This is a genomic window from Kitasatospora sp. NPDC057542 (assembly GCF_042801945.1).
Classification (GTDB): domain Bacteria; phylum Actinomycetota; class Actinomycetes; order Streptomycetales; family Streptomycetaceae; genus Kitasatospora.
In genome coordinates this window covers 1-22,820 of sequence record NZ_JBHVFE010000052.1, presented here as the reverse complement: position 1 = coordinate 22,820, position 22,820 = coordinate 1, and the positions used below count along the sequence as shown (strand labels likewise).

The window sequence follows — 22,820 nt, the reverse complement described above, 5'->3', positions numbered from 1 at the left end:
CCTGCCACTTCCCAGGCCCCTTCTCAGGCCGCTCCCAGCCGGCCGGATCGGACGGACCATGACCCACCAAGCGGGACCCTCACGCGGCATACGCGAAGGCGCCGACACCCGGCGCCCCGCGTGGCTGAGGGGAGGCAGTCTGTCCGGCCGCCAGAACAGCTTCGGCGCGATCCGGACGGCCCTCGCGGTAGCCGTCGTCTACTCCCACGCCTATCCGCTCGGGTGGGGCCGGCCCGCTCCGCTCTCCCAGTTCAGCGGCGGCCAGATCGACCTCGGCCGGCTCGCGGTGGTCGGCTTCTTCGCGCTCTCCGGGTTCATGATCACCGGCAGTGCGATGCGCAGCACGATCGGTCGGTACTCCTGGCACCGCGCCCTGCGCATCCTGCCCGGGCTCTGGGTCTCGCTCCTGGTCAGCGTCCTGGTGGTGGCGCCCGCGCTGTACTACCGGACCCACCACTCGCTCACCGGTTACTGGTCGCACCCGGCCGGGCCGCTGCACTACCTGGCGGGTGCCTGGAACGCCTCGTTCGCCAACGGGTGGGACATCTCGAACGTGGTCGCCGACGGCGTCGCGGCCGGCACCAACCACGACCCCGGGATCAACGGCTCCCTCTGGTCGCTCGACTACGAGATGCTCTGCTACATCGTGATGGGCCTGCTGGCCGCCGGCGGCGTGCTGCTGCGCGCGAGGAAGGCGGTGCCGCTGCTGACCCTGGTCCTCTGGATCCTGATCGTCGAGGACTGGCGGACGACCCCCGGCTCCGTCAACATCCCCAACAGCATGGGCCACTTCCTCCACGTGCCGGTCTTCGGCCCGATCTACGTGCAGTACCTGGTCTACCTGGGGTTCGTCTTCCTGGTCGGCGCCACGGTGCAGCTGTACAAGGACCGGATCCCGATGAACGCCGGGCTCGCGCTGCTGTCGGCCGCCGTGCTCGTCGCCAGCCTGCACTACGGCGGGCTCTTCGCGTTCGGCTACCCGGCCTTCGCCTACCTGCTCTTCTGGCTGGCGGTCCGGCTGCCCGTGCCGTTCCAGCGGATCGGCGTCAAGCGGGACCTCTCGTACGGCATCTACATCTACGGCTTCACCGTCGAACAGGTCGTCGCCGCACTCGGTTACAACGCACACGGCATGCGGGTCTACCTCCCGCTGTCGCTCGCCGGAACGGTCGTCCTCGCCGCGCTCTCCTGGTACCTGGTCGAGAAGCCCGCGCTGAAGGCGAAGGACTGGACGCCTCGACCGGTACGCGCGCTGGCCGAGCGCCGGGCCCGCCGGGTCGCGGTCCCCGGGGCGGCCGAGCCGGTCGGGGAACCCGCGAGGACCGCGGTCCCCGCACCCTGATCACGCGGCGCCCGGCCCGGCACACGGTGGCCCGGTTCGTCCTCAGTGGGTCCTGAAGACCCACACCTTGAGGAGGACGAACCGGGCCACCGTCGCGAGGCCGTTGGCCACGACCAGGCCGGCGACCTCGACCACCCGCGAAGCGTTCGGCGCGAGCAGGGCGAGCAGGGCGAGCGCGCCGCTGCTCAGGCCCAGACCGATCAGGAAGGCGACGGCGCCCTGCAGCTGGTGGCGCACCGCACCCTCCGAGCCGGTGATGCCGAAGGTGAAGCGCCGGTTGGCGGCGGTGTTGGCGACCGCGCTCACCGCCAGGGCGATCAGGTTGGCCGCCTGCTGGTCGACGACCTGGCGGGCCACCACGTACAGGCCGAGGTAGAAGAGCGTACTGAGCACGCCGATGACCAGGAACGACGGGAGCTGCCGCTTGGCGGTGCCGGCCGGGGAAGCCACCCGGCCGTCGGGTGCCGGTACCGGCGCGTTGTCGGTGGAGACCATGGTTTGCCCACTGCTTCGTTCGTCGGGTCAGGAGAGCTCGTAGACGGCCACCCGGCCGTTGTCGAACACCGGCTTGGCGAGGTTCCTGAGCTGTGGCGACTCGGCGCCCGCCATCCGCTGGACCACCAGGTAGCGGACCTTGTGGTCGTGGTGCAGCCGACGCAGGATGTCCGGCGTCGGCGCGTAGAACGCGGCCTCGTTGAGGTTGAACAGCTCGGTGTCCCAGAACGGCGCCACGGAGGCCGCCGCCCCGTTCGCGGTGGCCATCAGCCTCGGTGCGTACGCCCAGCCCTCGATGAGGACCGAGCGCTCCGAATAGCCGCTGAGCCAGTGCGAACGGTAGTTGTCGCACGCCGCACCGTACACGTAGTTGTTGAACTCCCAGCAGTGGCTGTTCGTCGCCAGGATGTCCGAGGGAGCGCTGTGCGAGCGGATCCAGCGTGCGGCGTTCACCTGGCTCGCCGGCATCACCCAGCTGCCCTCCCACGGGACCTCCTGGGACTGGAGGGCGTCGAGGGCGAGGCTCGGGGTGCCGAGCGTCAGTCCGGCGGTGAGCAGGACGATCCCGCCCCGGCGCCGCAGGCCGCGCGCCGGCCGGGAGAACAGCCACCAGAGCAGCCCCAGGAGGCCCGCCAGCACCGCGAACGCGGCCGCCACGCTCAGCGCCGGCAGCAGTGGCGTGTACGGCTCGGTACCCGTGCCGTCCCCGGTGTGCTCGGCCAGGAAGGTCGCCAGGTCCGCCGAGTACCGGTACGAGAGCCAGATGAACAGCCCGGTCAGGGCCGCCGCGCCGACGGCCAGGGCGGCCTTGCCGGCCCTGGGCAGCGCGGCGCGTTCGAAGGCCTCGCAGTACCCCCAGGCGGACAGCACCACCCCGAAGGGCATCGCGGAGATGGTGAAGTAACTGGCGTTGTAGCCGTTGACCATCAGGTAGGCCGCCGGACCGGCGACCACCGCGCCGAGCAGGAACCACTGCGCCGGTTCCAGTCGGAGCCGACGCCGCCACAGCAGCGGCACGGCGCCCAACAACTTGATCTGGTGGTTCAGGAAGAAGGCGATCAGGACTGCCACGACCACGCCGCTCTGGAGCAGCACGGGCCTGCCGTCCAGAGGTTCGGCCCAGTACTTCTCGACGTTGCCGAAGGGAATGACTTCCAGGCCGTAGCTCTCGAAGTCGAAGATCGCCGCCGTCGCGAAGAGCTGGGCGCCCGCGATGACCGCCCCCAGCCCGACGATCGTCCAGGGGATGCGCCGGGTCCTGATCAGGACCGCCAGGCCGGCGACGGCCAGGCCCGCGAGGGCCACCGGGAGGGTGCTCGCCTTGGCGGCGCTGGAGGCGGTCGCGAACATCGCCGTCAGGACGAAGACGCCCCGCCCGAAGCCCGGCGCCCGCGACCTCCCGTCCGCGTCGCCCGGGCCGCCGACCCGGCGGAGCCCGTCGGCGACCGCGCCGACCAACGCGATCAGCAGCGGCTGGCTGTAGGCCAGCGACATGCTCGACCAGGACATCAGCCGGACGGCCGGCGCACCGAAGGTCCAGCTCACCACGTTGTTCGGGTAGATCGCGGTGAACTCGCCGACCGCGAAGAGCAGCAGCGCGGCCAGCGGGCCGGCCCACGCCCGACCGGTGATCCGGTGGGCCACCACCGCCATGATCAGCACACCGAGCGCGGCGAACGCGGGAACGAGCAGCCTGGTCTCGACCACCGGCAGGTCGATGTGACCGACCATGTCGGTCATCGCCATGTGGGCGAACGTGAACCAGTGGTAGTGGAGCGGTTCCCCCGCCACCTGCGGCACGGTCAGCGGCACGTGCTGCTTGGCGTTGGCCGCCAACGACAGCATGTACGGCATGTCGCCGAACAGCCGCGAGTTCTCGTCGACCGCCAGGACCGGGAACTTCGACAGGAAGACCTGGAAGTAGTACAGGCTGGTCAGGCCCACCACCGCGGCCAGCGACCAGGACCAGGCGAGGGACGGCCGCCGGTAACCGCCGGAGCGCCAGTGCCGGCGCAGGCCGGGGACGAGCGCGAACGGGACCACCACCACGAGCGGCCAGGCGACGGCTACCGACTGGAGGCCCGAACGGACGAGGATCGCCCAGGCCCCCAGTTCCAGCACCAGCCCGGTCACCGCGCCGAAGGCCAGGTCCTCCACCAGGGTGTGCGGACGCCTGCGCAGGGCCCGGAAGACCAGGGTGCCCGGAAGCACCACGCCCCAGGCCACGTAGAAGGTGTACCGGGCGATGTCGCCGACCCTGGTGTCCGCGGCCAGCAGCAACCCCACCAGGAGCAGGTACGCCGAGACCGCGGGCAGGAACCGCCAGAAGGCGTGGGCCCTGGATCCCGCGTCCGCCGCGCCGCCGGACGGCCCGCCGGACGGCGCCGGGACTCCCGGACGTCCTCCGGTGGCCGGCGCCGATCCGGTGGCGGTGCTGTTCGTTTGCATGGTGTCCGTTCTCTCGTCCGAGCTCACAGCTCGCAGCACGGCAGCCTGGCGGAGGCCGGCGGCGGCGGTCCGCCGACCGGCGTCGGAAGGACTCCGGGTCAGCCCGCGTAGGAGGCGCTGCGGCGAGCCGTCGCGGGGTCGGGCCCCTCCGCCGAGTCGTAGCCGACGAAGTAGGCCGGCCGGGCCTGCGCCGCCGAGTAGATGCGGCCGACGTACTCGCCCAACAGACCCATGCAGACCAGCTGGACGGCGCCGAGGAACAGCATGCCCATGAACAGCGAGGACCAGCCGGGGACGGTCTTGCCGAACGCGTACTCGATCACGGTGTAGACACCGAGGGCGAAGCAGAGCACGAAGCTCAGCAGGCCGAGCCAGGTGGCGAGCCGCAGCGGGCTCGCGGAGAAGTTGGTGACGCTGTCGACGGCGAGGCGGAGCATCTTGGACAGCGGGTAGTGGGTCGAACCGGCGACCCGCTCCTCGCGCACGTAGACGACCTCGCCGCTGGGGAAGCCGAGCCACGGCACCAGCAGCCGGTAGACCGGCTGGTGCTCGGGCAGCGCCTTGAGCGCGTCCACCGCGGCACGGCTGAGCAGACGGAAGTCTCCGGCCTGGTTCGGCATCTTCTTGCCGACGAGCCTGCGCATCAGCCAGTAGTAGGCGCCCGCGGTGCGGCGCTTGAAGATCGTGTCGGTGCCGCGGTCGCCACGCACGCCGTAGACGATGTCGAGGCCCCGCTCCCGCGCGAGCGAGAGCATCTCGGGGATCTTCTCCGGCGGGTCCTGGAGGTCGGCGTCGATGGAGACGACGTAGTCGCCGAAGGCGCGGTGGATGCCGGCGGTGAGCGCGGCCTGGTGCCCGGAGTTGCGGGCGAAGCGGACGATCCGGAACTCCGGCCAGTCCTGGTGGATCTTCTGCATCAGGACCGGGGTGGCATCCGTGCTTCCGTCGTCGATGCCGACCACTTCGTACGTGATCCCCAGCCCGTCGAGGATCGGGCGCAGGCGCTGCACGGTCAGCGGCAGTGCCTCCTGCTCGTTGTAGATCGGCATGACGACCGACAACAGCGGCGCCGGCTCCCCGGCCGACGCGACTCCCTGATCTCCTGCGTTGAGCATCCTTCTTCGCCTGTCCCCATGTGATCCGAAAGCGGTCGGAAGGCATGGACCGCCGGGTAGACCCCACCGGCCGGAATCCTTCTCCCTCCGCACCCGGAGCATCGCGGGCGGCAGCGAGGAAGAGCCAATGAGCGGCAGGATAGCAGTCCGGTCCAGCCCCACTCTCCACGGGCCTGTTACCTGATCGCCGTCGATTCGATATCCCGACACGCCGAAGGGCCCCGCGCACCGGGGTGTGCGGAGCCCTTCGGACTGAGCCTGTACGAGGCAGGCAGGTCAGAGCATCAATTACTTGATGATCTTGGTGACCTGGCCGGCGCCGACGGTGCGGCCACCCTCACGGATGGCGAACTTCAGGCCCTCCTCCATGGCGATCGGCTGGATCAGCGCGACGGTCATGGCGGTGTTGTCGCCCGGCATGACCATCTCGGTGCCCTCGGGGAGGGTCACGACGCCGGTCACGTCCGTGGTACGGAAGTAGAACTGCGGGCGGTAGTTGTTGAAGAACGGGGTGTGGCGGCCACCCTCGTCCTTCGACAGGATGTAGGACTGGGCCTCGAAGTCGGTGTGCGGGGTGACCGAACCCGGCTTGATGATGACCTGGCCGCGCTCGACGTCCTCGCGCTTGATGCCACGGAGGAGCAGACCGACGTTCTCACCGGCCTGGCCCTCGTCGAGCAGCTTGCGGAACATCTCGATGCCGGTGACCGTGGTGGTGGTCTTCTCCGGCTTGATGCCGATGATGTCGACGGTCTCGTTGACCTTCAGGATGCCACGCTCGATACGACCGGTGACGACGGTGCCACGACCGGTGATCGTGAAGACGTCCTCGATCGGCATCAGGAACGGCTGGTCCACGGCGCGGGCCGGGGTGGGGATGTTCTCGTCGACGGCCTTCATCAGGCCGAGGAGCTTCTGGCCCCACTCGGCGTCGCCCTCCAGCGCCTTCAGCGCGGAGACGCGGACGACCGGCAGGTCGTCGCCCGGGAACTCGTACTCGCTGAGGAGCTCACGGACCTCGAGCTCGACGAGCTCCAGGATCTCCTCGTCGTCCACCATGTCGGCCTTGTTCAGGGCGACGACGATGTACGGAACGCCGACCTGGCGGGCCAGGAGCACGTGCTCCTTGGTCTGCGGCATCGGGCCGTCGGTGGCGGCGACCACCAGGATGGCGCCGTCCATCTGGGCGGCACCGGTGATCATGTTCTTGATGTAGTCAGCGTGACCCGGGCAGTCGACGTGCGCGTAGTGACGGTCCTCGGTCTGGTACTCGACGTGCGCGATCGAGATGGTGATACCGCGCTGACGCTCCTCCGGGGCCTTGTCGATCTGGTCGAACGGCGTGAAGGGGTTCAGGTCCGGGTACGCGTCGTGCAGCACCTTGGTGATGGCCGCGGTCAGCGTGGTCTTGCCGTGGTCGATGTGACCGATGGTGCCGATGTTGACGTGGGGCTTCGTCCGCTCGAACTTCGCCTTCGCCACTGAGTCCTCCTGAGGACAGTTCCTGTACGCCGTGGTGACGTCAGTTGGTCTTGATCGGTTTTGGTGCGGGTTGTCCGCAGGACACCCCGTGCCGTCCCGCTGGTAGGGGGGGCCGGAGGCCCCGGGAGAATCCGACCGGATCCTCCCGGGTTGCCTCCTAATAGCCTAAAGGCTTCGCTATCGTCCCGAATATCGGGACGTCACTCGCCCTTGGCCTTGGCGATGATGTCGTCCGCCACGTTCTTCGGAACCTCGGCGTACGAGTCGAACTGCATCGAGTAGCTCGCGCGACCAGAGGTCTTGCTGCGCAGGTCACCGACGTAGCCGAACATCTCGGAGAGGGGCACCAGCGCCGTGACGACGCGGGCACCGTGACGCTCGTCCATGGACCGGATCTGGCCACGGCGAGAGTTGATGTCGCCGATCACGTCGCCCATGTAGTCCTCGGGCGTGGTGACCTCGACGGCCATCATCGGCTCGAGGAGGACCGGCTTGGCCTTCCTCGCGCCTTCCTTGAAGGCCATCGAACCGGCGATCTTGAACGCGAGCTCGGAGGAGTCGACGTCGTGCGACTGGCCGTCCAGCAGGCTCACGCGGACACCCTGGAGCGGGTAGCCGGCGAGGACACCGAACTCCATGGCCTCCTGGCAACCGGCGTCGACCGACGGGATGTACTCGCGCGGGACGCGGCCACCGGTGACCTTGTTGACGAACTCGTAGCCCTCGGCCTGCTCGAGCGGCTCGATCGCGATCTGCACCTTGGCGAACTGACCGGAACCACCGGTCTGCTTCTTGTGGGTGTAGTCGATGCGCTCGACCGCCTGGCGGATGGTCTCGCGGTACGCGACCTGCGGCTTGCCGACGTTGGCCTCGACCTTGAACTCACGGCGCATACGGTCGACGAGCACCTCGAGGTGCAGCTCGCCCATACCCGCGATGATGGTCTGGCCGGTCTCCTCGTCCGTGTTGACCTGGAAGGACGGGTCCTCCTCGGCGAGACGCTGGATGGCGACACCCAGCTTCTCCTGGTCACCCTTGGACTTGGGCTCGATGGCGACGCGGATGACCGGGGCCGGGAAGTCCATGGACTCCAGGATGACCGGGTTCTTCTCGTCGGCCAGCGTCTCACCGGTGGTGGTCTGCTTCAGGCCCATGACGGCGACGATGTCGCCGGCGCCCACCGACTCGATCTCCTCACGCTTGTTCGCGTGCATGCGGTAGATCTTGCCGATGCGCTCCTTCTTGCCCTTCACGGCGTTCAGCACCGAGGTGCCGGACTCCAGGCGGCCGGAGTAGATCCGGACGAAGGTGAGCTTGCCCAGGTGCGGGTCGGACATGATCTTGAACGCCAGCGCGGACAGCGGCTCGTCGTCCGAGGCCTTGCGGGAGATCTTGGTGTCCGGGTCGTTGGGCTTGGTGCCCTCGATGGACTCGATGTCCAGCGGCGACGGCAGGTACTTGACGACCGCGTCGAGCAGGGGCTGAACGCCCTTGTTCTTGAAGGCGGTACCGCAGAAGATCGGGGTGAAGTCCGAGTTCAGGGTGCCCTTGCGGATCGCGTCCTGCAGCAGCTCGACCGGGATCTCCTCGCCCTCGAGGGCGAGTTCCATGACCTCGTCGCTGACGTTCGAGACGGTGTCGATCAGCGCCTCGCGGTACTCCGCGGCCTGCTCCTGCAGCTCGGCCGGGATGTCGACGACGTCGTACATCTCGCCCTTGGCGGCCTCGGCGGACCAGACCAGAGCCTTCATGCGGACCAGGTCGACGACGCCCTGGAAGTCCGACTCGGCACCGATCGGGAGCTGCATGACCAGCGGGGTGGCGCCGAGGCGGTCCACGATGGTCTGCACGCAGAAGAAGAAGTTCGCGCCCGTGCGGTCCAGCTTGTTGATGAAGCAGATGCGCGGGACGCCGTAGCGGTCAGCCTGCCGCCACACGGTCTCGGACTGGGGCTCGACACCAGCGACACCGTCGAACACCGTCACGGCACCGTCGAGGACGCGCAGCGAACGCTCCACCTCGACGGTGAAGTCGACGTGACCCGGGGTGTCGATGATGTTGATGGTGTTGTCGACGCCGTCGACCGTCCAGTGACAGGTCGTCGCGGCCGACGTGATCGTGATGCCGCGCTCCTGCTCCTGCTCCATCCAGTCCATGGTGGCAGCGCCATCGTGGACCTCACCGATCTTGTACGAGACACCGGTGTAGAACAGGATCCGCTCGGTGGTGGTGGTCTTGCCCGCGTCGATGTGCGCCATGATCCCGATGTTGCGGACCCTGGCGAGGTCAAGGGAGGTTGCAGCCATGGTGGCTCGTTCTCTCTCTGTCTAGTGACGGGGTACGGACTACCAGCGGTAGTGCGCGAAGGCCTTGTTGGACTCGGCCATCTTGTGGGTGTCCTCGCGACGCTTCACGGAAGCGCCCAGGCCGTTGCTGGCGTCGAGGATCTCGTTCATCAGGCGCTCGGTCATGGTCTTCTCGCGACGGGCGCGGGAGTAACCGACCATCCAGCGCAGCGCCAGGGTGCTGGCGCGGCCCGGACGGACCTCGACCGGAACCTGGTAGGTCGCGCCACCGACACGGCGGGACTTGACCTCGAGGGCCGGCTTGACGTTCTCCAGCGCGCGCTTCAGCGTGACGACCGGGTCCGAGCCGGTCTTGTCGCGGACGCCCTCGAGGGCGCCGTAGACGATCCGCTCGGCGGTGGAGCGCTTGCCGTGCAGCAGGATCTTGTTGACCAGCTGGGTGACGACCGGGGAGCCGTAAACCGGGTCGATGATGACCGGGCGCTTCGGGGCGGGGCCCTTACGAGGCATTCTTACTTCTCCTTCTTGGCGCCGTAGCGGCTGCGGGCCTGCTTGCGGTTCTTGACACCCTGGGTGTCAAGCGAACCGCGGATGATCTTGTAGCGGACACCAGGAAGGTCCTTCACACGACCACCGCGCACCAGCACGATGGAGTGCTCCTGCAGGTTGTGGCCCTCGCCCGGGATGTAAGCGGTGACCTCGATCCCGCTGGTGAGGCGCACACGGGCGACCTTGCGGAGAGCCGAGTTCGGCTTCTTCGGGGTGGTCGTGTACACACGCGTGCAGACCCCACGGCGCTGCGGGGAGCCCTTCAGCGCGGGAGTCTTGTTCTTCTCGACCTTGTCCTGCCGGCCCTTTCGGACCAGCTGCTGGATCGTAGGCACCGTTTCTCCGTTTTCTGTGTGCCAAGGCTTGGTGGAACTAACCTGCGATGTCTCCCTCGCACACGGCCCCGTGGTCGACCCACGCGGTCGGGTGTGTTGGGCTTGTTACGACACGGAATCCCATGAGCTGATGTACAGCGACGGCGCTCTACGCGCGGCGCGCTGGGAAGCGCTCCGGCTCGGCGCGGCGACCGGTGTGCATGCACGCACAAGGACCCGGGGACACCCCAGGCACAAGGTCAGAGCGTACCTAGCGCATCGGGCGCGGTCAAAACAAATGCAACGCCGCAGGTCGCGGGGCTTGGACTCGAAACGGGACGGGAACCGACGCGGGCGGCGCCCATACCATGGCCGAGAACCCCCCGCACGGCGAAACCTTACGCCTGTGCGTGGACGGCGGCGAGCCGGGTGTCCCCCCCGTCGGCATCGCCCCCGGACGGCTCGGACGAGGACGACGCGTCCTGCTGCCGGTCCGCCCCCTGCCTGTCCGGCACGGCGACGAGCAGCCCCAGCGCCACCACGGCCACCGCGTACAGCGCCACGCAGGGCTGCCAGCCCACCGGCGGCGCCCAGTGGGCCGGGCTGATGAAGAACGACCCACCGTTGCCGACCGTGATGCGGCGCAGCGCCCAGACGAACCCCGCGAAGTCGGCCACGGCGAGCGCGCCGGAACAGAGCATCAGCAGCCGGCGCCAGGCGAAACCGCCCGGCAGCCGCTCGTGGCAGATCACGGCGCACACGATCGGCAGCCCGACGGCGAACGGCAGCAGGTAGCGGCCCTGCCAGATCATGCCGAGCTCCCGCGCCTGCATGGCCTGGGCCACCAGCGGTATGACCACGATCCCGGCAAGGACCCCCAGGACGGCCAGTGCGTCCCGAAGCCGCGCGTAGCAGAGCGCGAGCAGCACCAGGGCGACCACCACGGCGCACCACAGCAGCAGCGTCGCGGCCGGCGGCTCGGCGTCCAGCCAGCCGAAGTAACCGATCATCTGCTTGATGTACGTCAGACCGTTGTCGAAGGTCTTACGAGCCGCGGCCAGCGGGGTGAGACCCCTCGGGGTGTTGATGACCGAGTGGTCCGGGTGGGTCGAGGACCAGAGGAGGGCCAGGACGGTCGTGACCAGGGTCAGACCGCCCCAGACCCAGGTCGCCCGGTGCCGCAGGACCGCGCGCAGCGCGTCCTTGCTTCCGAGCAGCAGGGCGAAGAAGACCGCCCCGGGCAGCCAGATCAGGCCCAACGGCCGGATGCTGATCAGCACCACCGCACCGATGCCGAGCCGGGCGAGGCGGCGGTTCAGGAGTTCGGGGTCCGGGCTCCTCAGCAGCGCCAGGGCAGCGCTCCAGACCAGGATGCTCGCGGCGATCTCCGGGCCGTTCGGGTTGACCACACCGAACATGAACAGTGACATCGGGGTGGTGGCCGCCACCACCCCGAGCATGGTGAAGGAACGCCGACGCCACTCCGCCGCCGAGACCACCGCACTCGCCACCAGGGCGGAGCAGATCGCGGCCGACATCAGGCGCATCAGGTAGAAGGCCGTCTTGCCCGGGAGCAGCAGGCTGGGCCAGCCGACGGCGAAGTAGTACGCCGGGTGGTAGCGGCCCGCCGACGTGGTCACCTCGGCCGTCCCGGAGCTGTGCTTGAGCGCGGGTGCGCAGTCGGCCGACTGCCAGGGCTTGAAGGCGTAGCAGAGATGGGTCTCCGCCAGGTCCTCGTAGATCCGCGGGAGCACGACCCCGCTCTCGGCCCAGTGGCCTTTGATCCCGCCGACCTCGTGCGGGACCATGACCTCGGTGCCGTTGACCTGGCCCCGCGCGACCGCGGCCGCCCGGATGAGGTGCGCGGGTTCGTCCGGCGCGCCGCCGATCGGAGTCGCCAGCGACCAGGACGCACTCAGCGCGAACAGGATCGCGAACGCGACCGCCCACAACCGCCGGGGCGAAGACGCGAGCCGCTCGGCGATGCTCTTGACGGCAGTGATCATCATCTGGAAATGGGCCTTCGGGGTCGGTCCGAACTCGGCGTGCGGCACCCATGGCCGGGGCGTGGTGGGTGCTCGCGTCGACGAGATGCAACAGGCAGCGTCAGCCATGGACGAGAAGACCGTACCGAACGGAGCCCCGAGGGACTAATGGCGCCCTCCCGATGACGGTCCGTGAGTCGGGCGGGTTCAGCGCGCTCCGCCGACGGCGGCGACGGTACCCAGCAGGATCATCAAGGTCCAGAGCGCAGTGCCCGCATAGCCGACGACCAGACCGGCGACGGCCGCCCAGTCACCGTTCATGTCGCGGCGGCGGATCTGTGACCGGGCGATGTGGCCGGTGATCACAGCGGGCAGGGAGAAGCCGAAGACGCCGAGCGCCAGCGACGTGACCGCGAGCACATTGGTGGGGCGGGGCGCAGGCGGAGGAGGCGGGAGGAAGGTCGCGGGGACGGACGGCACGGCGACCGGCGGCACCGCCATCGGCCCGGAGGGCAGGTCGGCCACCAGCGCGGCCAGCTGGCCGTAGGTCTGCGAAGCGGCCACCGCCTCGTGGCGCTGCTCGTACTCCTGGACGGAGAGCCGTCCCTCGGCGAACGCGGCCTTGAGCACGTCGATCGTCCGGTCCCGGTCCGCGTGGCCCGCCCGCATCGCGGCCTGCGACGCCCCCGCGGGCGCGGGCACGGGCTGCCATTGCCCCGCCGGCCGCTTGCCGGGCGGATTGCCGGAACCGGGCTCGCCCCATGGTTGTACGGACATCCGCCACCTCCCGGTAGCGCGGCATCCCCGCGCACGTCACTGCTTCCTCATGGTGCAGGACGAACAGCCGAGCTGAGTAGTTGCCAAATCGGGCCAGTAGCCGCCGGGATGCGGATTCCGGCCCGGCGTGCCTCACCCGTTCGGCGGGCACACTCAGGGGATGCTCAACTCGGGCGACAGCCTGTTCGAGCAGTGACAGGCTGGGCCCCGAGAAACCCTCCACCACGACTTTTCACCGCTACGAGAGCAGAGAAGGCCGCCATGCAGGCGTCAGCGCCGCCGTCCTCCGACCTCCCCGGGCCGGGAACCCCGTCCGCCGTCAGCATCCAGGGGCTCTGGAAGCACTTCGGCGCCCAAGCCGCCGTGGCCGGGCTGAGCCTGGAGCTGCCGGCCGGGGCGTTCATCGGCCTGGTCGGGCCGAACGGCGCCGGCAAGACGACCACGCTGTCGATGGTCACCGGGCTGCTCCGGCCCGACCAGGGCACCGTCCTGGTGCACGGCACCGACGTGTGGGCGGATCCGGTCACGGTCAAGGCCCGGATCGGCATCCTGCCCGAGGGCCTGCGGATGTTCGAGCGGCTCAGCGGGCGCGAGCTGCTCCAGTACACCGGGCGGCTGCGCGGCCTGCCCGGCGCCGAGGTGGACCGGCGGGCCGAGGAGCTGCTGGCCGTCCTGGACCTCGGCCGGGACGCCGACAAGCTGGTCGCCGACTACTCCACCGGCATGCGCAAGAAGATCGGTCTGGCCGCCGCGCTGCTGCACAATCCCGACGTGCTGTTCCTGGACGAGCCCTTCGAGGGCGTCGACCCGGTCTCCGCCCAGACCATCCGCGGCGTGCTCAAGCGGTATGCGGCGGCCGGTTCCACGGTGGTCTTCTCCAGTCACGTGATGGAGCTGGTCGAGCAGCTCTGCGACTGGGTAGCGGTGGTCAACGCCGGCCGGGTGATAGCCCAGGGTCCGCTGGACTCCGTACGGGGCGGGCGCAGCCTGCACGAGGCCTTCCTGGGCCTGATCGGCGTGCGCGAGGACGACGGGCAGGCGCTCGGCTGGCTCGGCGGCGGACAGACCGGGGGCGCACGGTGAGTACGGCCTCGGTGCCCGACGGGCGGACGGTCGTCCGCGCCCTGGTGGCGCTCAAGCTGCGGCTGCTGCGCAACGGGCTGCGGCGCAGCCCCGGCCGGACCGCCGTCTACGTGATCGGCGGCATGGTGGGCCTGGCCTTCGCGGCCGGCATCGCCGTCGGCATGACCGCGCTGAACGGGCGGCACGAAGGGTCCGGGGACGCCGGGGTGATGCTGCTCGGCGTGCTGACCCTGGGCTGGGCCGCGCTGCCGCTGTTCCTCTTCTCCAGTGACGAGAGCGCCGACCCGACCCGGCTGACCATGCTGCCGCTGCGGCCCGGCCCGCTGCTGCGCGGCTCGCTGCTGGCCGCGCTGATCGGGCCGGGGCCGCTGATCAGCCTGGTGCTGGTGACCGGCGCGGTGCTGGCCGGCGCGGCCGGCGGCGCCTCGGCCGCGGTCGCGGTGCTCGGCGTGCCGCTCGCGGTGCTCTGTCTGGTCACGCTCTCCCGGGCGGTCGCGGCGGGCAACGCCCGGATGCTCTCCAGCCGGCGCGGCAAGGACTTCGCGATCTTCGGCGGGCTGGCCTTCGCACTGCTGGTGCAGGTCGCCAACGTCGGCTCGCAGAGCATCCTCGGCCGCCGGGGCGGGCCGATCGACCTCAGCCCGCTGAAGCCGATCGCCTCGGTGCTGCGCTGGATCCCGCCGATCAGCGCGGCGGACGCGCCGCGCACCGTCGGCGAGGGCCGGTACGGGGCGGCGCTGCTCCAGCTCGCCGCGGCCGCCGTGCTGCTGGCGCTGCTGCTGCGCTGGTGGCGGCGGAGCCTGCAGGAGCTGATGGTCACCGCCGACTCCTCCACCCTGGAGGTGGCCCGCGGGGTGCAGAAGGCGCGCGGCTGGGGCTTCCTGCCCCAGGGCCGGACCGGCGCGGTGATGCAGCGCCACCTGCGGTACGCCTGGCGCGAACCGCGGGCCAAGGCGGCGCTGTTCACCAGCATCGGGATGACGCTGGTGATCTGCGTGCTGTCGATGGTCCAGGGCTGGGCGAGCGTCTACCTGCTGGCGATGACCGGGGTGTTCCTCGGGCTGCAGATGCTCAACCTGTTCGGCATGGACGGCTCGGCGTTCTGGATGGTCGCCGCCACCCTGCGCACCCCGGCCGACGCCCGGTCCGAGCTGCGCGGCCGGGCGTACGCGGTGCTGTCGTACGCCGTCCCGGTGACGGTGGTGCTCGGACTGGTGCTGGCGGCCGTCACCGGCCGGTGGAGCGAGCTGCCGTCCGCGCTCGGCCTGGCGCTGACGATGCTCGGCTGCGGGATCGCGCTGGGCTCGATGTTCAGCGTGCTGGCGCCGTACACCATGCCGGCCGACAGCAACCCGATGCGCAACGCCGCCCCCGGGCAGGGCGGGCTGATCCTGCTCAACCAGTTCGGCTCGATGCTCGGCGTCGCGGTGCTGGCGCTGCCGGTCGGCGGCTACCTCGCCTGGGCGCTGATCTCGGACGGGCCGAGCTGGCCGGTGCTGCTGATCGGCCCGCTGTACGGCGCCCTGGTCGCGACGCTGGGCGTGCGGCTGGCGGCGGGCCGGCTGCTGGAGCGCACGCCGGAGATCCTGGCCAAGGCCATCGAGCGCTGAGCCGAGTCGCCGCCGAGCCGAACGGTTCCCGCCGCGGCTCCGGCATCATGGGCAGGAGGCCGGACCGTCGAGGAGAGCAGGGACACACCGTGGGCAAGCGCGCGCAGCAGACCGGGACCGCCGGGCCGCTGCTGGAGCAGGCGGTGCGGTCGGTGCTGACGGCCCCGGAGGACGCACTGGACCTCGCCCTGGACACCGGGGCCTCGCTGCTGGCCGCCTCGGCCGGGCAGTGGCCGGAGGTCAGCCGGGCGCTGCTCGGCCACGCGGACACCGCCGTCGGCCGCTGCTGGTCCGCCGGATGGCGGCCCGCCGACCTGGCCCGGGTGGTGCGGCGCGAGCTGAAGCCCGCCCACCTGGCCCTCGCGGTGGACCTGATCGCCGCCGAGGGCCGCCGCCACCCCGCGGCCGCCCTGGACCGGCGCTGGCGGGAGCAGCTGCGCGAGCTGGAGACCGAGGTGTGGTGGCCCGGCGACGAGGAGTACCTCGGCGCCTTCGCCCACCGGCACCGGCTGGACCGCTTCGCGCTCGCCACCGCCGTCCTGGAGCTGCTGCGCACCTGGGGCCGGCTGCCGCCGATCGCCCCGGTGGGGCCCGCCCCAGGGCAGACCGTGCGGCCGCAGCGCTCGGCGCCGGTGACCGGCGAGCCGCGGATGCTCGCGCGGATCCGGGCGCTGCTGGCCAAGGCCGAGTCCACCGAGTTCCCGGAGGAGGCCGAGGCGCTGACCGCCAAGGCCCAGCAGCTGATGGCCCAGCACAGCATCGACGAGGCGCTGCTGGCCGCGGCCGGCGCCGACCGCGACACCCCGGCGGCGCTGCGGATCGGGGTGGACAACCCGTACGAGGGCCCCAAGACGATGCTGCTGGACGCGGTCGCGGCGGCCAACCGGTGCCGGGTGGTGTGGGCGAAGGAGTTCGGCTTCTGCACCGTGGTCGGCTTCGACGGCGACCTGGACGGCGTCGACCTGCTGTACACCTCGCTGCTGGTGCAGGCCACCCACGCGCTCAACAAGGCGGGCTCCCGCAAGGACTCGCGCAGCAAGGCGTTCCGGCAGTCCTTCCTGGTCGCGTACGCGGCGCGGATCCGCGAGCGGCTGACCGCCGCGACCGAGCGCGCCACCAGCGCCGCCGCGGCCGGGCGGCACCTGCGCGAGGACGGCACCGAGGAGCAGCTGCTGCCCGACGAGCGGCTGCTGCCCGCGCTCGCCGCCCGCTCCGAGGCGGTGGACGAGGAGGTCGGCCGGCTGTTCCCGAAGCTGGTCTCGCAGCGGGTGCGGGTCAGCGACGGCGTGGGCTGGGCGGCCGGACGCGCCGCCGCCGACCGGGCCGCGCTGCACGGGCGCGCCGGGGCGATCCGCCGGTAGGGCGGGTCCCGGAGCGACCTGATAGAACGTAGTCCGCCACGAACGAAGGGGGATTCGACGTGACGGAACCGGCGGCGGAGTCGGGGTACCGGGACCGGGTGCGCGGAGCGCTGCTCGGCGGAGCGATCGGCGATGCGCTGGGCTGGCCGGTGGAGTTCCAGCAGCTCCACCAGATCCAGGACCGGTACGGACCGCAGGGCGTGACCGGGCTGCCGGCCGGGCCCGGGCCGGTCGAGGTCACCGACGACACCCAGATGACGCTGTTCACCGCCGAGGGCCTGATCCGCGGCTTCGTCCGCGGCTGGACGGGCGGCGGCGGCTCGGTGCCGGAGGCCGTGCACGGCGCCTACCGGCGCTGGCTGCTGACCCAGTACCAGTCCTCGCCGGACGCCGAGCCGCAGCCCCGCCCCTACGACGGCTGGCTGCTGAGCCGGCCCTTCCTGTACGCGCGGCGGGCGCCGGGCAACGCATGCCTGAGCGGGGTGTCCGAGCACCCGGTGTTCGAGGCGCCGTCCGCGATCGGGCTGAACGGGCCGATCAACCCTGGCTCCAAGGGCTGCGGCACGGTGATGCGCTCGGCGCCGTTCGGGCTGGCCCGGCTGGGTGTCGAGCAGTCCTTCGGGCTGGCGGTCCAGTGCGCCCAGCTCACCCACGGCCACCCGACCGGCTACCTCGCGGCGGGCGCCTTCGCGGCACTGGTCGAGCGGCTCGCGGGCGGCACCGAGCCGTGGGCGGCGGTCGGCGAGACGGTGGAGCAGATCCGCGAGCTGCCGAGTTCCAAGGAGACCGTCCAGGCGCTGGCCCGGGCGGTGCGGCTCGCCCAGGAGGCCGAGCCGGCGGCGGAGACGGTGGAGCGGGTCGGGCTCGGCTGGATCGCCGAGGAGTGCCTGGCCATCGCGGTGTACTCACTGCTGGCGGCCACTCTGGACCCCGACCCGGTGCGCACCGCGCTGCTGCTGTCGGTGAACCACTCCGGGGACAGCGACTCGACCGGCGCGGTCTGCGGCAACCTGGTCGGGGCCGCGTACGGCGCCGCCGCGCTGCCCGCCGAGTGGGCCGGAGCGGTCGAGGGCCGGACGGAGCTGCGGCAGGTCGCGGACGACCTGCTGGTGCTGTTCGGCAGCCGCGACCCGCTGCATCCGGGACTCGGCGGGCGCTACCCGGCCTGGTGAGCCGCCCGGCCGGCGAGCCGCCCCTTGCGGTGGGCGGCCCGGGCCACGCGCCTACCGGGCCTGCGGATCGGTGACCTGGCCGAGGAACAGCGGCGCTCCGCCCCGGGCGTCCCGGATCAGGAACAGGAACGGCCGGTCGAGGTGCACCTGGACCGGCCGGTCGGCGTTCGGCGCCGCCGCCGCTTCCAGCCCGGCACCACTGCCGGCCGCCGCGACCGTACCGTCCTCGCCGACCTCGATGGTGGCCTTCTGCACCACCGTGCCGACGACCAGCGGTTCCTTGGCGATGCCGCCGAAGTCGGCCTGGTCGAAGGCCGCCTGCACGCCGAGCGCGCGCAGCGCGGGGGTGAGCTCCTTCGAGGTGCCGAAGTGGAAGCGCGGCAGCTGGAGGTCGACCGGCCGCTCGGCGAGGGCGCCGAGGATCCGGTCGAGCTGGGGCTGGTCCAGGCCCTTGGCGAAGGCGGCGAAGCCGCCCTGCGCGGGGACGATCAGGTCCATCACCAACCCGCCGTCCGCGTACGGCAGTTCGACGGCCTGCCAGGGCTCGCCGACGATCCCGCCGGAGCCGTCGGCGTACTTGAAGTCCCCGGTCTGCGCCATCGTGGGGACGGCCGGTGCGGAGCCGTCGAGCTTGTGGAACGGGCGGTCGGCGGTGTGCGAGGGCTTGAAGGCGGAGGCCCACGCGGCTTTGAGGTAGAGCGCGTCGGTGAGCACCAGCCGGGTGTTCGGGGTGATCGCGTCCCGGCCGAACAGGTCCTTGATCCGGCCGTCGGTGGCCTTCTCCACGGCCGCGTTGACGGTCCTGCGGGCCCCGTCCGGGTCCTTGGCGAAGTCGGCTTGGTGCACGCCGGTGTCGAAGGCGGCGGCGAGGGTGGCCAGGTAGTCCGGTGCGACGGCCAGGCCCTGCTGCGTCCAGACGTCATCGCTGCGGCGCAGGGTGAGCTTGTCGGTGGCCGGGACCGGCCGGTTCAGCGCGCCGGTGGCGAACGCGTACTGCTGGGGGCCGAGCCCGGTGTGCAGGGCCTTGGCCAGTTCGTCGGCGGTGGTGCCGCGGGCGCCGGGCAGCAGCATGGCGAGCAGGGTGGCCAGACCCGACGGGGAGACCACGAGGTTGCTCCCGGCGGCGTCCGGCTGGGTGGTCAGGGCGTGCAGGAGGTCCAGGCCGAAGGCGTCGGTGGCGGTCGCGGTGGCGGCCACCTGGGCCGGGTCGACGGCCGGCCGGCTCGCGGGCCCGGACGCCCGGAGCTCCACGGGCGCGGCGGCTCCGGTGCTGCCGCAGCCGGCGAGCAGCGGTGTGGCGAGCGCGGCCGCGAGGAGCAGCGCCGCCGGGCGGCGGAGGGTGCGGCGGGTTGCGGTGCTGCGGTTCGTCATGGCCCTTCGACGCGCCGCCCCGAAGACCGGTTCCGTCCGGCCCTGAGCGCCCCGGATCAGTCCCAGAGCGCCCCGAACTCCAGCAGTTCGTCCCGGTGCTCGATCCGCTCCACCCAGTCGGCCGGCCAGGCCGCCTCGCCGTGGTGGGCGCCCGCGAAGGCGCCGGTCAGGCAGGCCAGCGAGTCGGAGTCGCCGCTGGAGTACGCGGCCCGGCGGACGGCCGCCACCGGGTCGTCCGGCAGCAGCAGGAAGCAGAGCAGACCGGTGCCGAGGGCCTCCTCGGCGACCCAGCCCTCTCCGGTGGCCAGGCAGGGGTCGGCCTCGACGTCGGGCGCGGCGAGCGCGGCCTCCAGCTGGTCGAGCACCTTGAGGCAGTCGTCCCAGCCCCGGGCGAGGACGGCCTGCGGGGAGCTGCCCCACCAGCGGTCGGCGAGGTCACCGAGCCAGAACCCGTCGTACCGCTTCCGGCTCGCCACCGCGTACGCCCGCAGCACCGCGGGCAGACCGGCCGGCGGCAGGCCCTCGGCGAGCTTGCGGACGGCGTACGCGGTGAGGTCGCTCGCGGCGAGCGCGGTGGGGTGGCCGTGGGTGAGCGCGGACTGGAGCTGGGCGGCGCCGGCGTGCTGCCGGGCGTCCAGCTCGCGGACCAGCCCGATCGGGGCGACCCGCATGTTGGCGCCGCAGCCCTTGGAGCCGACGTCGCCGGCCTGCTGCCAGCGGTACTCGTCGTGGCTGAGCCGCTCGCAGGCGCGCAGGCAGGTCATGCCGGGGGCGCGGTTGTTCTGCGGGGAGCGCCACCAGTCGACGAACTCCTCGCGGACCGGCCGCGCCAGCCGCAGGGGCGTCAGCGGCCCGCGCGCCAGGGCGGTGCGCAGGCCGCGGGCCAGGGCGAGGGTCATCTGGGTGTCGTCGGTGACCAGCGCCTTCTCCGGCAGCGGGAGCCGCCGCCAGTCCGGGTGGTCGGCGGCGATCTCCTCGATGGTCCTGAACTCCGTCACCCGGCCGATCGCGTCCCCGATCGCCAGCCCCAGCAGCGCCCCCGTCGCCTTGCCCACGGCCGCTCCCCCTCCACTCGCTACACCTCGACCAGCAGTTCCTTGAGCCCGCGGATCACGTAGCCCGGGTTCCACTCGGGCTCGCGGACCAGCCGCAGGCCCGGGGCCCGGCGCAGCAGCGTGCCGTAGGACTCGGTGAGCTCCAGTCTGGCAAGCGGGGCGCCGAGGCAGAAGTGGATTCCGGCGCCGAAGGTGATGTGCGGGTTGTCGGTGCGGCCGAGGTCGAGGCGGTCCGGGTCGGCGAAGCGCTCGGGGTCGCGGTTGGCGGAGCCGAAGAGCAGGGCGATCTCGGCGCCGCGCGGGATGGTGACGCCGCGGACCTCGATGTCCTCCAGCACCCAGCGCTCGAACATCTGCAGCGGGGTGTCCCAGCGCATCAGCTCCTCGACGGCGGTGGGCAGCAGCTCGTCCACCGAGCCGCGCAGCCGGGCGAGCTCCCCGGGGTTGCGGAACAGCGCCCACCAGCCGTTGCCGGTGGTGTTGACGGTCGCCTCGTGGCCGGCGTTGAGCAGCAGCACGCAGGTGGAGATCATCTCCTGCTCGCTGAGCGCGTCGGAGCCCTCCTGGGCCTGGATCAGCGCGCTGATCAGGTCCGTCCCCGGGTTCGCCCGGCGCTCGCGGATCAGGGTGCGCAGGTAGTCGGAGAACTCGATGCTCGCGGTGACGGCCCGGCGGGCGGCCTCCTCGGTCGGGTTGAGCTCGAACATCCCGGTGATGTCGGCGGACCACGGCCTCAGCAGGTGCCGGTCGCCCTCCGGCACGCCGAGCATCTCGGCGATCACGGCGACCGGCAGCGGCTCGGCGACGGTGGCGATCAGGTCGCCGCCGCCGGCCGCGAGCAGTTCGTCGACCAGCTCACCGGCCAGCCGCTGCACGGTGGGACGCAGGCCCTCGACCATGCGCGGGGTGAAGGCCTTGGAGACCAGTCGGCGCAGCCGGGTGTGGTCCGGCCCTTCCAGGTCCAGCAGCCCGTGGTCGTTCAGGGTGTGGAAGGGCTCGTGCGCCGGATCGGGCTCGGTGCGGCCGAACTCCGCGTGGCTGAAGCGGTGGGTGTAGGTGCGGCCCAGCCGCCGGTCGCGCAGCAGGGCGCTGACGTCCTCGTGGCGCGAGACCAGCCACTGGTTCGTCGGCTCGAAGTACGTCACCGGTGCGTGCTCGCGCAGTTCGGCGTACGCGTCGTACGGGTGGGCCACGAACGCCGCCGACCAGGGGTCGAACTTCGCCGTCGTCGTCATCGGTCGATCACTCCAGGCCATGAGGGGGGAAGCCGGAAAGATCATCGTACGCACGCGGTGCGTCCGGGAACATGACCCTTCCGGCCCCTGCTCAGGCCCGCTCCAGGACAAGTCGGCGCACCAGCCCGGGCAGCGCCTGGGAGATCGGCTCCCGGATCACCTCGGTCGCCGCTTCGTCGTACGGCGTCGGCTCGCCGTTCACGATGATCAGCTTCGCCCCGGTCTTCACCGCGTTGTACGGCAGCGCCGCCACCGGGAACACCTGCAGGCTCGTCCCGATCGCGATGAACACGTCGCACGCCCGGGCGACCGAGTCGGCCTGCCCGAGCACCTCCGGGTCCAGGTTCTCGCCGAACATCACGATGCGCGGCTTGAGGATCCCCCCGCACTCCCGGCACGCCGGGTCCGGCTCGCCCGGCTCGACCCGGTCCAGAGCCTCCGCCATCGAACCGACCACCCGGCAGCGCAGGCACTGCGTCTCCCGCGCGTTGCCGTGCAGTTCGAGCACCTTGCGGGCGGTCAGCCCGGACTTCTGGTGCAGCCCGTCGATGTTCTGGGTGAGCACCCGCAGCGGCAGCCCGGAACGCTCCAGGTCGACCAGCGCCCGGTGCCCGGCGTTCGGCTCGGCGGCCAGTGCGCCCGTCTCCAGACGCATCCGCCAGGCCCGCCGGCGCACCTCCGGGTCGTCCCGGTACGGCCCGATGGTGACCAGCTCCTGGGCCGACGGGTCCTTCTGCCACAGCCCCTGCGGGCCGCGGTAGTCGGGGATGCCGGAGTCCGTCGAGATGCCCGCGCCGGTCAGGACGGCGATCAGGGGGCGCTTCGCGTTCATACCCCGGACGGTACGGGCGGCGGCCCGCCCACGGCCACCGAAAATCCGGGTGCGCCGGGCCGGGGCACACTTCAGGCCAGGACGCGCACTTCAGGCCAGGACGGCGCGCGGGGCGAGCGCGAGCAGGCGGCAAGCGGGATGGAACGCCGAAGGGCCCGGAGGCTTGGTGCCTCCGGGCCCTTCGAACGAGTAGCGGGGACAGGATTTGAACCTGCGACCTCTGGGTTATGAGCCCAGCGAGCTACCGAGCTGCTCCACCCCGCGTCGGTGAACACGACTCTACGCGAC

At 71.4% G+C, this 22,820-nt stretch carries 18 protein-coding genes and 1 tRNA gene; 5 read left to right on the top strand and 14 right to left on the bottom strand.

The annotated features are described in order from the left end of the window. The first annotated feature begins 58 nt into the window (after positions 1 to 58). Entirely contained in the window at positions 59 to 1,342 is a 1,284-nt protein-coding gene (locus ACFU7Y_RS09825; protein WP_224273877.1) for an acyltransferase, read from the top strand. Between the two features lie 42 nt (positions 1,343 to 1,384). Here the strand turns inward: ACFU7Y_RS09825 and ACFU7Y_RS09820 are convergent, their stop codons facing one another. The 9 genes from ACFU7Y_RS09820 to ACFU7Y_RS09780 form a co-directional block, all read right to left on the bottom strand. Further along, positions 1,385 to 1,837 carry a GtrA family protein gene (locus ACFU7Y_RS09820; RefSeq protein ID WP_308020118.1) on the bottom strand — a complete coding sequence of 151 codons (453 nt, stop codon included), beginning with the start codon at positions 1,835 to 1,837 and terminating at the stop codon, positions 1,385 to 1,387. Between the two features lie 27 nt (positions 1,838 to 1,864). Next, positions 1,865 to 4,285 carry a hypothetical protein gene (locus ACFU7Y_RS09815; RefSeq protein WP_224273875.1) on the bottom strand — a complete coding sequence of 807 codons (2,421 nt, stop codon included), beginning with the start codon at positions 4,283 to 4,285 and terminating at the stop codon, positions 1,865 to 1,867. 98 nt (positions 4,286 to 4,383) lie between these two features. Then, positions 4,384 to 5,334, bottom strand: a complete 951-nt coding sequence (locus ACFU7Y_RS09810; protein WP_263454352.1) for a glycosyltransferase family 2 protein — start codon at positions 5,332 to 5,334, stop codon at positions 4,384 to 4,386. A 354-nt stretch (positions 5,335 to 5,688) separates the two neighbouring features. Next, the gene (gene tuf, locus ACFU7Y_RS09805) at positions 5,689 to 6,882 is read right to left on the bottom strand and encodes an elongation factor Tu (protein ID WP_224273871.1); all 1,194 of its coding nucleotides are present in this window, start codon (positions 6,880 to 6,882) and stop codon (positions 5,689 to 5,691) included. 200 nt (positions 6,883 to 7,082) lie between these two features. Continuing rightward, positions 7,083 to 9,188, bottom strand: coding sequence for an elongation factor G (gene fusA / locus ACFU7Y_RS09800; RefSeq protein ID WP_224273869.1), 2,106 nt, complete (start codon positions 9,186 to 9,188; stop codon positions 7,083 to 7,085). 39 nt (positions 9,189 to 9,227) lie between these two features. Further along, positions 9,228 to 9,698 carry a 30S ribosomal protein S7 gene (gene rpsG / locus ACFU7Y_RS09795; protein WP_030232420.1) on the bottom strand — a complete coding sequence of 157 codons (471 nt, stop codon included), beginning with the start codon at positions 9,696 to 9,698 and terminating at the stop codon, positions 9,228 to 9,230. A gap of 2 nt (positions 9,699 to 9,700) precedes the next feature. Then, positions 9,701 to 10,072: a 30S ribosomal protein S12 gene (gene rpsL, locus ACFU7Y_RS09790; protein WP_014144289.1), complete on the bottom strand. Its 372-nt coding sequence runs from the start codon at positions 10,070 to 10,072 to the stop codon at positions 9,701 to 9,703. A 377-nt stretch (positions 10,073 to 10,449) separates the two neighbouring features. Then, positions 10,450 to 12,060: a DUF2142 domain-containing protein gene (locus ACFU7Y_RS09785; protein WP_224273867.1), complete on the bottom strand. Its 1,611-nt coding sequence runs from the start codon at positions 12,058 to 12,060 to the stop codon at positions 10,450 to 10,452. Positions 12,061 to 12,243: 183 nt separating this feature from the next. Further along, positions 12,244 to 12,813, bottom strand: a complete 570-nt coding sequence (locus ACFU7Y_RS09780; RefSeq protein ID WP_224273866.1) for a DUF1707 and DUF4190 domain-containing protein — start codon at positions 12,811 to 12,813, stop codon at positions 12,244 to 12,246. Positions 12,814 to 13,074: 261 nt separating this feature from the next. Between ACFU7Y_RS09780 and ACFU7Y_RS09775 the strand changes: the two genes are divergently transcribed. The 4 genes from ACFU7Y_RS09775 to ACFU7Y_RS09760 all read left to right on the top strand — a co-directional run bounded on the left by ACFU7Y_RS09775 (position 13,075) and on the right by ACFU7Y_RS09760 (position 18,039). Next, positions 13,075 to 13,896 (top strand): ABC transporter ATP-binding protein, encoded by an 822-nt coding sequence (locus tag ACFU7Y_RS09775; RefSeq protein WP_380767233.1) that lies wholly within the window; start codon positions 13,075 to 13,077, stop codon positions 13,894 to 13,896. Next, positions 13,893 to 15,506, top strand: coding sequence for a transporter (locus tag ACFU7Y_RS09770; protein WP_380767231.1), 1,614 nt, complete (start codon positions 13,893 to 13,895; stop codon positions 15,504 to 15,506). Before ACFU7Y_RS09775 ends, ACFU7Y_RS09770 begins: the two co-directional genes overlap by 4 nt. An 89-nt stretch (positions 15,507 to 15,595) precedes the next feature. Then, the gene (locus ACFU7Y_RS09765) at positions 15,596 to 16,867 is read left to right on the top strand and encodes a DUF2786 domain-containing protein (protein WP_224273855.1); all 1,272 of its coding nucleotides are present in this window, start codon (positions 15,596 to 15,598) and stop codon (positions 16,865 to 16,867) included. A gap of 59 nt (positions 16,868 to 16,926) precedes the next feature. Further along, positions 16,927 to 18,039 (top strand): ADP-ribosylglycohydrolase family protein, encoded by a 1,113-nt coding sequence (locus tag ACFU7Y_RS09760; protein ID WP_224273853.1) that lies wholly within the window; start codon positions 16,927 to 16,929, stop codon positions 18,037 to 18,039. A gap of 51 nt (positions 18,040 to 18,090) precedes the next feature. Here the strand turns inward: ACFU7Y_RS09760 and ACFU7Y_RS09755 are convergent, their stop codons facing one another. From ACFU7Y_RS09755 to ACFU7Y_RS09735, 5 genes are all read right to left on the bottom strand, one after another. Then, positions 18,091 to 19,410, bottom strand: a complete 1,320-nt coding sequence (locus ACFU7Y_RS09755; RefSeq protein ID WP_380767229.1) for a serpin family protein — start codon at positions 19,408 to 19,410, stop codon at positions 18,091 to 18,093. Between the two features lie 56 nt (positions 19,411 to 19,466). Continuing rightward, positions 19,467 to 20,465: an ADP-ribosylglycohydrolase family protein gene (locus ACFU7Y_RS09750; protein ID WP_224278221.1), complete on the bottom strand. Its 999-nt coding sequence runs from the start codon at positions 20,463 to 20,465 to the stop codon at positions 19,467 to 19,469. A 20-nt stretch (positions 20,466 to 20,485) separates the two neighbouring features. Next, positions 20,486 to 21,700, bottom strand: coding sequence for a cytochrome P450 (locus ACFU7Y_RS09745; protein WP_224278219.1), 1,215 nt, complete (start codon positions 21,698 to 21,700; stop codon positions 20,486 to 20,488). A 91-nt stretch (positions 21,701 to 21,791) separates the two neighbouring features. After that, positions 21,792 to 22,532, bottom strand: a complete 741-nt coding sequence (locus ACFU7Y_RS09740) for an NAD-dependent deacetylase (protein ID WP_380767227.1) — start codon at positions 22,530 to 22,532, stop codon at positions 21,792 to 21,794. A gap of 190 nt (positions 22,533 to 22,722) precedes the next feature. Further along, a tRNA-Met gene (locus ACFU7Y_RS09735) sits at positions 22,723 to 22,796 on the bottom strand. Positions 22,797 to 22,820 lie beyond the last annotated feature (24 nt).

Excerpts from the sequence above, each read along its gene's own strand:
- ACFU7Y_RS09745 (WP_224278219.1), bottom strand. The coding sequence starts at position 21,700 with ATGACGACGACGGCGAAGTTCGACCCCTGGTCGGCGGCGTTCGTGGCC.
- ACFU7Y_RS09740 (WP_380767227.1), bottom strand. The coding sequence starts at position 22,532 with ATGAACGCGAAGCGCCCCCTGATCGCCGTCCTGACCGGCGCGGGCATC.
- ACFU7Y_RS09815 (WP_224273875.1), bottom strand. The coding sequence starts at position 4,285 with ATGCAAACGAACAGCACCGCCACCGGATCGGCGCCGGCCACCGGAGGA.
- rpsG (WP_030232420.1), bottom strand. The coding sequence starts at position 9,698 with ATGCCTCGTAAGGGCCCCGCCCCGAAGCGCCCGGTCATCATCGACCCG.
- ACFU7Y_RS09785 (WP_224273867.1), bottom strand. The coding sequence starts at position 12,060 with ATGATGATCACTGCCGTCAAGAGCATCGCCGAGCGGCTCGCGTCTTCG.
- ACFU7Y_RS09755 (WP_380767229.1), bottom strand. The coding sequence starts at position 19,410 with ATGACGAACCGCAGCACCGCAACCCGCCGCACCCTCCGCCGCCCGGCG.
- ACFU7Y_RS09775 (WP_380767233.1), top strand. The coding sequence starts at position 13,075 with ATGCAGGCGTCAGCGCCGCCGTCCTCCGACCTCCCCGGGCCGGGAACC.
- ACFU7Y_RS09810 (WP_263454352.1), bottom strand. The coding sequence starts at position 5,334 with ATGCCGATCTACAACGAGCAGGAGGCACTGCCGCTGACCGTGCAGCGC.
- fusA (WP_224273869.1), bottom strand. The coding sequence starts at position 9,188 with ATGGCTGCAACCTCCCTTGACCTCGCCAGGGTCCGCAACATCGGGATC.
- ACFU7Y_RS09825 (WP_224273877.1), top strand. The coding sequence starts at position 59 with ATGACCCACCAAGCGGGACCCTCACGCGGCATACGCGAAGGCGCCGAC.
- ACFU7Y_RS09820 (WP_308020118.1), bottom strand. The coding sequence starts at position 1,837 with ATGGTCTCCACCGACAACGCGCCGGTACCGGCACCCGACGGCCGGGTG.
- ACFU7Y_RS09780 (WP_224273866.1), bottom strand. The coding sequence starts at position 12,813 with ATGTCCGTACAACCATGGGGCGAGCCCGGTTCCGGCAATCCGCCCGGC.